The organism is Mycolicibacterium llatzerense, assembly GCF_025331195.1.
Taxonomy (GTDB): Bacteria; Actinomycetota; Actinomycetes; order Mycobacteriales; family Mycobacteriaceae; genus Mycobacterium; species Mycobacterium llatzerense.
On record NZ_LXOV01000001.1, the window covers coordinates 1,363,618 to 1,372,834 of the forward strand.

5 protein-coding genes are annotated in these 9,217 nt (G+C 66.2%); 1 reads left to right on the forward strand and 4 read right to left on the reverse strand.

The window, feature by feature from the left end:
- Positions 1–78 precede the first annotated feature (78 nt).
- The gene (gene car / locus A7G45_RS06880; RefSeq protein WP_260935203.1) at positions 79–3,588 is read left to right on the forward strand and encodes a carboxylic acid reductase; all 3,510 of its coding nucleotides are present in this window, start codon (positions 79–81) and stop codon (positions 3,586–3,588) included.
- A gap of 56 nt (positions 3,589–3,644) precedes the next feature.
- Here the strand turns inward: car and A7G45_RS06885 are convergent, their stop codons facing one another.
- From A7G45_RS06885 to A7G45_RS06900, 4 genes are all read right to left on the reverse strand, one after another.
- Complete coding sequence (locus A7G45_RS06885; RefSeq protein WP_260935205.1) at positions 3,645–4,514, reverse strand: PDDEXK-like endonuclease domain-containing protein; 870 nt, start codon at positions 4,512–4,514, stop codon at positions 3,645–3,647.
- A gap of 109 nt (positions 4,515–4,623) precedes the next feature.
- Positions 4,624–6,411, reverse strand: a complete 1,788-nt coding sequence (locus A7G45_RS06890) for a hypothetical protein (RefSeq protein ID WP_260935207.1) — start codon at positions 6,409–6,411, stop codon at positions 4,624–4,626.
- Positions 6,412–6,530: 119 nt separating this feature from the next.
- Positions 6,531–8,579, reverse strand: coding sequence for an elongation factor G (locus A7G45_RS06895; RefSeq protein ID WP_260935209.1), 2,049 nt, complete (start codon positions 8,577–8,579; stop codon positions 6,531–6,533).
- Positions 8,580–8,714: 135 nt separating this feature from the next.
- Positions 8,715–9,116, reverse strand: a complete 402-nt coding sequence (locus A7G45_RS06900; protein WP_260938034.1) for a TIGR03668 family PPOX class F420-dependent oxidoreductase — start codon at positions 9,114–9,116, stop codon at positions 8,715–8,717.
- Positions 9,117–9,217 lie beyond the last annotated feature (101 nt).

The window sequence follows — 9,217 nt, forward strand, 5'->3', positions numbered from 1 at the left end:
CGCGCCAGCGTCATTCAATTAGTGGGGATGCAACGGGGCGTACCCATTCGATATTTCGATTTTTCGTGAGGTTTCTTCATGTCGATTGACCATGCCGACAGCGCTCTTGCCCGCCGGATCACCGAATTGTCCGCCAACGATCCGCAGTTCGCCGCGGCCATACCGCTCCAGTCGGTGGCCCAGTCGGTCGAAAAGCCCGGCATGCGACTGCCCGAGATCGTGAAGACAGTTCTCGAGGGCTACGCCGACCGGACCGCCCTCGGCCAGCGCGCCGTCGAGTTCGTCACCGAGAACGGCCGCACCGTCGCGAGGCTGCTGCCGAAATACGACACCATCACCTACCGCGAACTGTGGGACCGCATCCGCGCCGTCGCTGCCGCGCTGCACGCTGACGGCGTCAAGGCCGGCGACCGGGTCGCCATCCTCGGCTTCACCAGCACCGACTACACCGTCATCGACACCGCGCTCGGACAGATCGGCGCCGTGTCGGTGCCGCTGCAGACCAGCTCCGCGGCGTCGTCGCTGCTACCGATCGTCGCCGAGACCGAGCCGGTGCTGATCGCGGTGAGCGCGGGCTACGTCGCCGACGCGGTCGAACTCGCGGTCGGTGGCCCCGCCCCGGCGCGGTTCGTGGTGTTCGACCACCACGCCGAGGTCGACGACGAGCGCGAGGCTGTCGAGGAGGCGCGGGCCGCGCTGTCGGGTCTGAACGTCACCGTCGAGACTTTCGGCGAGGTACTGGCCCGCGGCCGCGACCTGCCGTCCGTCCCGACTCCGGTCTTCGATGAGGCCGACCCGCTGACCCTGCTGATCTACACCTCCGGCTCGACCGGTGCCCCCAAGGGCGCGATGTACCCCGAGAGCAACATGACGAGCTTCTGGCGGCGGGCAAGCTCGGCGTGGTTCGGCCCGAGCGAGGCGTCGATCAACCTGGCCTTCATGCCGATGAGCCACGTCATGGGCCGCGGCATCCTGTACTCCAGCCTGGCCAACGGCGGCATCGTCTACTTCGCCGCCAAGAGCGACTTGTCCACTCTCCTCGACGATTTCGCGCTGGCGCGCCCCACCGAGCTGAACCTGGTGCCCCGCGTCTGGGAGATGCTGTACCTGGAATTCCAGAGCCGCGTCGACAAGCTCGTCCCGGCTGGTGCCGGCGAGGCCGAGCGCGACGGCATCGAACAGCAGGTGATGGCCGACATGCGGGAGAACCTGATCGGTGGCCGCTACATCAAGGCGATGACCGGCTCGGCGCCCATCACCGACGAGCTCAAGGCCTGGGTCGAGAAGTTCCTCGGCATCCACGTGCTGGAGGGCTACGGCTCCACCGAGGCCGGCATGGTCTTCTTCGACGGCGTCATCCAGCGCCCGCCGACCCTCGACTACAAACTGGTCGACGTGCCCGACCTGGGCTACTACCTGACCGACCAGCCGTACCCGCGTGGTGAGTTGCTGGTGAAGACCGAGTACCTGTTCCCGGGCTACTACAAGCGGCCCGAGGTCACCGCGAGCGTGTTCGACGAGGACGGTTTCTACCGCACCGGCGACGTGGTCGCCGAGATCGGCCCGGACCAGATCCAGTACGTCGACCGTCGTAACAATGTGCTGAAACTGGCGCAGGGCGAGTTCGTCACGCTGGCCAAGCTGGAAGCGGCATTCAGCAACAACAGCCCGCTGGTCCGGCAGATCTACGTCTACGGCAACAGCGCCCAGCCCTACCTGCTGGCCGTGGTGGTGCCGACCGAAGACGCCTTGGCGCGTTGGGATTCCGCTGAACTGAAGCAGCGGATCAATGACTCGCTGCAGGAAGTGGCGAAGGCCGCCGAACTGCAGTCCTACGAGATCCCCCGCGATTTCATCGTGGAGACCGAACCGTTCTCGTTGGAGAACGGATTGCTGACCGGCATCCGCAAGCTGGCGTGGCCGAAGCTCAAGGCGCACTACGGCCCGGCGCTGGAAGACCTGTACGTGAGTCTTGCCGCGGGACAGGCCGATGAGCTGCGCGCGCTACGTCAGCACGGCGCCGAGGGCCCCGCGCTGCCGACCGTCATTCGCGCGGCCAGTGCACTGCTCGGTGCGTCCGGCGAGGTGTCGGCAGACGCCCACTTCACCGATCTCGGTGGAGACTCGTTGTCCGCGTTGACCTTCGGCAATCTGCTCGAAGAGATCTTCGGCGTCGAGGTGCAGGTCGGCATCATCGTCAGCCCGGCCAACGATCTGGCCGTGCTGGCGGCATACATCGAGAACGAACGCAGCGGTGGCGCCAAGCGGCCCAGCTTCAGCTCGGTGCACGGCAAGAACGCCGTCGAGGTGCGCGCCGCGGACCTGACGCTGGACAAGTTCATCGACGCTCAGACGCTGGCGGCGGCACCGTCGCTGCCGGCGCCCGCGTCGGAGGTGCGGACTGTACTGCTCACGGGCGCAACGGGATTCCTGGGCCGCTACCTGGCGCTGGAGTGGCTAGAGCGGATGGACCTGGTCGACGGCAAGGTGATCGCCCTGGTGCGCGCCAAGTCCGACGAAGAGGCTCGTGCCCGTCTCGACGCCACCTTCGATTCCGGTGACCCGAAGCTGCTGGCGCACTACCAGGCGCTGGCCGCCGACCACCTCGAGGTGATCGCCGGCGACAAGGGTGACGAGAATCTTGGTCTGCCGCAGGAGGTTTGGCAGCGGCTCGCCGACGAGGTCGACGTGATCGTCGACCCGGCGGCGCTGGTGAACCACGTGCTGCCGTACAGCGAACTGTTCGGACCCAACGCGCTCGGTACCGCCGAACTGATCCGCATCGCCCTGACCACTCGGCAGAAGCCGTACATCTACGTCTCGACCATCGGCGTCGGTGATCAGTTGGCACCGGGCACGTTCACCGAAGAGGCGGACGTCCGCGTGATGAGCGCGGTGCGTGCCGTGCACGACGGGTACGCCAACGGTTACGGCAACAGCAAGTGGGCCGGCGAGGTGCTGCTGCGTGAGGCCAATGATCTTTGCGGCCTGCCGGTTTCGGTGTTCCGCTGCGACATGATCCTGGCCGACACCAGCTATGCCGGACAGCTCAACCTGCCCGACATGTTCACCCGCATGATGTTCTCGTTGGTGGCCACCGGTATCGCCCCGTACTCGTTCTACGAGCGGGACGCCGAGGGCAAGCGGCAGGCCGCGCACTACGACGGGCTGCCCGTCGAGTTCATCGCCGAGGCCATCGACACCCTGGGCGTGCGGCCCGCAGGCGAGTTCGTCACCTATCACGTGATGAACCCGCACTCCGACGGCCTGGGCATGGACGAGTTCGTCGACTGGCTGATCGATGCCGGGTATTCCATTGCCCGCGTTGATGATTACGCCGAATGGCTGGCCCGCTTCGAGACCACCCTGCGCGCCCTGCCGGACCGGCAGCGCCAGGCGTCACTATTGCCGCTGCTGCACAACTACCAGAAGCCGGAGCACCCGCACAACGGGTCCATCGCCCCGGTGGTGGTGTTCCGCGAGGCGGTGCAGGACGCAAAGCTGGGCCCGGACAAGGACATTCCGCATGTCACTGCGCCGGTGATCGTCAAGTACATCACCGATCTGCAACTGCTCGGCCTGCTCTGACCCGGTGATTTGTGCACGATTTTCCGCGGCTGCCGCGGAAAATCGTGCACAAATATTCAGGCGACTTGCCTGAATCGCAGGGCATTCCGAATTTCGGTGAGCACTCGGTCGGGATATTCGGTCAGGTCGAGCCAGGTGAACCGCAAGACCTGGTAGCCGAGCAGCGAAATGATGTTCTGCCGCTTTCGGTCGTTCTCGAAGTCGTCGGCACTGCTGTGAAAGGCCCACCCGTCGACTTCGATGGCAAGTCTTGTCGCCGGGAAAACGACGTCAACCTTGTATCCAGCAACGGGAAAATTGGGCTTCCATCCGGTGATCTTGTTGCGGCGCAGTAATTTTACGAGTAGACGCTCGGCTTCAGAGCGGGCTCCGTCTTCGGCGGACATCAGCAGTATCCGAGCCGCGGGTGAACCGTGCCGTCCTTTGTTGCGCAGGTGCGCATCCCAGAGATGTTTCAGCTCGACGTGCCGCTGCAACGCCGTGTCCATCAGCTTGGCGCCACCTCCACGGCGTGCCGCGGCTTCGATGACAGTCAGTGGGAGTGCCGTGACGCGCAGTCCACCGCGTTCGATGGTGTCCTGCGACAGCAGGTCGCGGCGTCGGACCCGAATGCCGTCGCGCTTGCGATGATTGCTGACCTTCGGCACGGTGACTTCCACCGTCTCCGGCGGGTAGTGAGTGACGCCCAGCCACCACGCGGCGGCCAGTCCGCTGGCGGTTGCAGTGGGGCCGTAGGACCACACTGCACTGCGTATGCGGGCTGCGTCGCTGAACGGACGATCGTCGACGAAAAACACTCCGGGGGCGCATCGCAGCCAGTGGCCGGAGCGGACCCGGCGGCTGATGGCGTCATCGCTGATCCCGGCGGTCAGGGCTTGGGCGCGGGTGATTACGCCATCGTGGCGGCGAAGGTAGTCATCAAGCACACAGATTCGGACGTATGCGGCGGCCCCACGGTTCCATCAGCTGCGATTTGTGCACGATTTTCCGCGGCAGCCGCGGAAAATCGTGCACAAATCGCTCAAGGGCAGAGGGCTAGGGAGCGATCAGGACACCGGCATCGGATGCGGCGTGCTGCAGTTCGTAGATGTCCAGGTCACCCCAGTCGTTGATCGGCCCGGTGTAGGAGCCCAGCCAGGGCACCACACCGGGATCCGGCGCGACGCCCAGGTTGTAGGCCTGCATGCCGGGCAGGTGGTGTTCGAAGAAGTTACCGAGGATGTCGACGGCGAAGATGATGTCGTTGATCGGGTTCGGGCCCCACAGCGCGGACGCATTGAACAGCGGATTCGCTGCCTCCGGGTCACCGATCATCACGATGTTGCCGTAGTGCGGCTTGCTGCCGCCGGTGGGGTCGTAGGCCGGCATGAACGGCTGCAGCCCCGGCAGGTCGGTGGAGAAGTACGCCGCGGTGTCGCCGTAGGTCTCGATGTTGACGAAGTTCGAGTTGATGCCGTTGCCGGGGACCGACGTGTTGAGGCCGGGGCCCTCGAAGCCGATGCCGCCACGGCCCGTCTTCTGTGCGACGAACTGGGCTTCCCAACCACCCAGCGAGTGGCCGGTGACGAAGATGTCGTCGGTGGTGTAGCCCTGTTCGAGGGCCGCGGCTTCGACCTTCCGCTCGAACGCCAGTGAGTCCCAGAACGCCTGCGGCGTGGTGTGGGTGAAGATGACCTGCATGTCCGTGAAGATCTGCGACAGCGCGATCAGCGGATGGAACAGCAGATTGGTGCCACCCGTCGTGCCCTGGTAGGCGACGATGATCTGGCCCTCCGGCGTCACCCAGGCCTTGCCGACGGCGCCGGACAGTGGATTGAAGGTCTGCATCTGAAAGCCGTTGACAGTGAACGGTTTCAGATCACCCGGTTGGGCCCCGAGCACGTAGGCATTGGCCGAGGCATTCAGGAACTGCTCCACCGTCGGGGTGTCGCCGCTGGTCGGGCCGGTGTAGGTGAGTTCGGGCACCACGGGCTTCGAGGTCGGGGTCTTGCTCAGCCCGAGCATGTCCTCGATGCGCCGGAACCCCGCGAACAGCGCCTCGGAAATGGGCGACCAGTTGAACGGGCTCTTCGGGCCGGTCTGCGCGACCGTCAGGTCCAGCGCCTGCAGGACGGTGTTGATGATGCGTCCGGGCAGCTGGATGATCTTGGCGATCGGGTTCAGCGGCTGCGGTGGCGTCGGTGTTGTCAGGGTGCCGACGGTGTTGTTGGTGGCGGACAGGGCCGCGAGGCGCGTGGTCGGTGCGGGCGTCTTGGCCGGTGCGGGGGTATTGGTGGCAGCGGCCGGCGGCGTGGCCGCGGTGGCGTTGACCGCGGCGTCCTTTGCGGGGGCGTCCTTGGCGGGGGCGGTCGCGGTGGCCGGCTTGAGCTTCGGTGCCTTCTTGCCGTCGCCGGCGGGCTTGATCGAGTCGGAGCCCTTTTGCACGACAGGGGGTTTCGCCGGCTTGGTGGCGGGCTTGACGTCCGGCTTTGTGTCCGGCTTGGCCTCCGGCTCCGCGCCTGACTTGGCGGGGTCGGTGGCCGACGTATCAGTGGCGGTGTCTTGCTTGGTGTCGGACTTGTCAGCGTCCTTGCTGGTGTCCTTGCCGGTCTTCTTCCCGGGCTTCTTCGTGTCCTTCTTGTCCGTGTTCGCCGGCTTGGGCTTGGCGGGGCCGGGCTTCTGGGGTCCGGCTTGGCTGGTCGGGCTGCCGTTCGAATCGTTGGCCCCGGTCTCGGCCCAGGCAACGTTTTGGCTGGTCGCGGCCGCGATACCTACGGCGGCGGCAAGCACCGCGAGGCGGTATCGATTGGATTTGCGCTGACTGAGCCCCGACTGTGTCCCCACAGGTGTCCCCTTTGACATCCCAGGTGCCCGCTGACGCGCGCACGAATCTGACGACACTATGACATCGGGTGATGTCAGTCACGATCAGGTTTGCCAAATGCCTGGATCACTGCGCGAGATCAGCGCACCCGTGCTGCCGCCGCCTCCGGCATCGGCTCGTACCTGGCGAAAGAACGGGTGAACGACCCGGCGCCGTGGGACAACGACCGCAGTTCGATCGGGTACCGGGTCAGCTCGATCTCGGGAATCTCGGCATCGATGCCGGTGCAGGAATCGCCGGCGGTGTCGGTGCCCAGCACGCGGCCGCGCCGTCCCGAGAGGTCACTCATCACCGCGCCGACCATTTCGTCGGGCACCACGATGTGCACGCTGTCGATGGGTTCGAGCAGATTCACCGACGCGGCAGCAGCCGCCTCGCGCAGCGCCAACCCGCCCGCGAGCTGGAAGGCGTAGTCCGACGAGTCAACGCTGTGCGCCTTGCCATCCAGCAGCGTGACGCGGATGTCGACCATCGGGTAGCCGCAGATGCCCCGATCCATCTGGGCGCGAACGCCTTTCTCCACGCTCGGGATGAACTGGCGCGGCACCGCACCGCCGACCACCTTGTCGACGAACTCGAACCCGGCGCCTTCGGGCAGCGGCTCGACGGTGATGTCACAGACCGCGAACTGTCCGTGCCCGCCGGACTGTTTGACGTGTCGGCCGTGTCCTTTCGCGTTGCCGCCGAACGTCTCTCGGAGCGGTACCCGCAGTTCCGTGGTGTCGACCGCGACCCCGAACCGTCGGGACAGCGCGTCGAGCACCACCGCCGAATGGGCTTCGCCCATGCACCACAACACGATCTGGTGGGTATGCGGATTCTGCTCGATGCGCAGCGTCGGGTCCTCGGCGGACAGCCGGGCCAGCCCCACCGACAGCTTGTCCTCGTCGGTCTTGGCGTGCGGCACGATCGCCATCGGGAGCAGCGGCGCCGGCATGGTCCACGGCCGGCACACCAGCGGGGAAGCCTTGTCCGACAAGGTGTCTCCGGTCTCGGCGCAGGTCAGTCGTGCGATGGCGCAGATGTCCCCGGCGATCACCTCGGGAGCCGGCCGCTGCTTGCGGCCCAACGGAAACGACAGTGCCCCGACGCGCTCGTCCTCGTCGTGGTCCTCGTGCTCGGCGCACCCGGCGGCCGAATCGGCGAATGAATTGAAATGGCCCGACACGTGAACCGTCGTGTCGGGCCTGATGGTGCCGGAAAATACCCGGACCAAACTGACCTTGCCGACATACGGATCCGACGTCGTCTTCACCACCTCTGCCAACAGAGGTGCGGCCGGATCGCAGGCGGGCGCGGGCTTTTCCACACCGGCCGGCGTGAACACCTGCGGCGGCACATGCTCTGGGGGAGAGGGGAATCCGCGGGCGATGACATCGAGCAATTCAGCTGCCCCGGTCCCCGTCGTGCTGCACACCGGGATCACCGGGAAGAACGAACCGCGGGCCACCGCGCGCTCGAGGTCGGCAACCAGCACCGCGTTGTCGATCTGTTCGCCGCTCAGGTACCGCTCCATCAACGTTTCGTCCTCGGACTCCTCGATGATGCCCTCGATCAGGGTCGCGTCGTCCGCCAACAGGGAGACGAGCCCGTCGCCGTCGGGCAGATACAGCGGAATCACCTTGTCCCCGAAGGATTCCTGCGCCGACTCCACGGCGCCGGCGAAGCTGGCGCGCGCATGGTCGAGTTTGGTCACCACGACGGCGCGCGGCATCCCGACGTCGGCGCATTCCCGCCACAAAGACCTGGTGGCAGCGTCCACCACGTCGTTGGCCGCCATCACGAACAACGCACAGTCGGCAGCCCGCAGCCCGGCCCGCAACTCACCGACGAAATCGGCATACCCCGGAGTGTCCAACAGATTGACCTTCACCGGCCCGTGCTGCAATGAGGCCAGCGCCAACCCGACCGACCGCTGCTGCTCGAGTTCGGCAGGCTCGTGGTCGCAGACCGTGGTGCCGTCGAGCACCGTCCCCGCCCGCGTCAGCACGCCCGCATGCAGCAGCAGCGCCTCGACCAGAGTGGTCTTGCCGGAGCCAGATGGCCCCACCAGAACCACATTTCGGATCGACGCCGGACTTTCCGCGCTGGGCGCGGCGCCGGATGAGTTATTCGACTTGTCCGCCATGGCGTGCCCCTATCGACGACTCACGTCCACCATGCTCCTGTCGCGACCGTCGGCACAAGACTCAGGTACAAGACTCAATACACTGGCCGCACTCCTCAACGCGGCTCGTGCCTCGCCGCTTGATCGTCGTACGACTCAAGCGTGCCAGGAACTCCATCTGGTGATCGCGACCCGGATCACCGGGCCGTCCAGCGCCACCCGGTCGTACTGGTGGTACTTGGCCCGCAGCAGCGAGTAGCCGATCGCCATCTCGTCGCCGCTCGGGTGCACCGTGGCGTTGCCGTCGGCGCGGGCCCACCAGAGCTGGGACCAGTCGTCGTCGTAGTCCTCGGCGAGCAGGCTCACGCGCGGGTTGGCTGCGATGTTGTCCAGCCGCCGCAGATGCTGCGTCGACTTCCTCTTGGCATCCACAGCCGTGTAGAGCAGGTCCCCACTGACCGCGAAGACGACCGGAACCACATGTGGCTGGCCTTCGGCGGAAACCGTGGCCAGCACCGCGACAGGCGCGGCGGCGAACTCGGCGGCGGCGTCGGACATCAGCGATGCCGCGGGTTCGGGGCGACGCTCATGGGCATCCGGGTCACGTTGATCTCGGGTGGGCGGGTAGGTGCGGCCGGCTCGGCCGGCGGGTGGTAGAC

What these genes read in the sequence shown, in the direction of transcription:
- car (WP_260935203.1), top strand. Translation starts at nt 79, where the DNA reads ATGTCGATTGACCATGCCGACAGCGCTCTTGCCCGCCGGATCACCGAA.
- A7G45_RS06900 (WP_260938034.1), bottom strand. Translation starts at nt 9,116, where the DNA reads ATGTCCGACGCCGCCGCCGAGTTCGCCGCCGCGCCTGTCGCGGTGCTG.
- A7G45_RS06895 (WP_260935209.1), bottom strand. Translation starts at nt 8,579, where the DNA reads ATGGCGGACAAGTCGAATAACTCATCCGGCGCCGCGCCCAGCGCGGAA.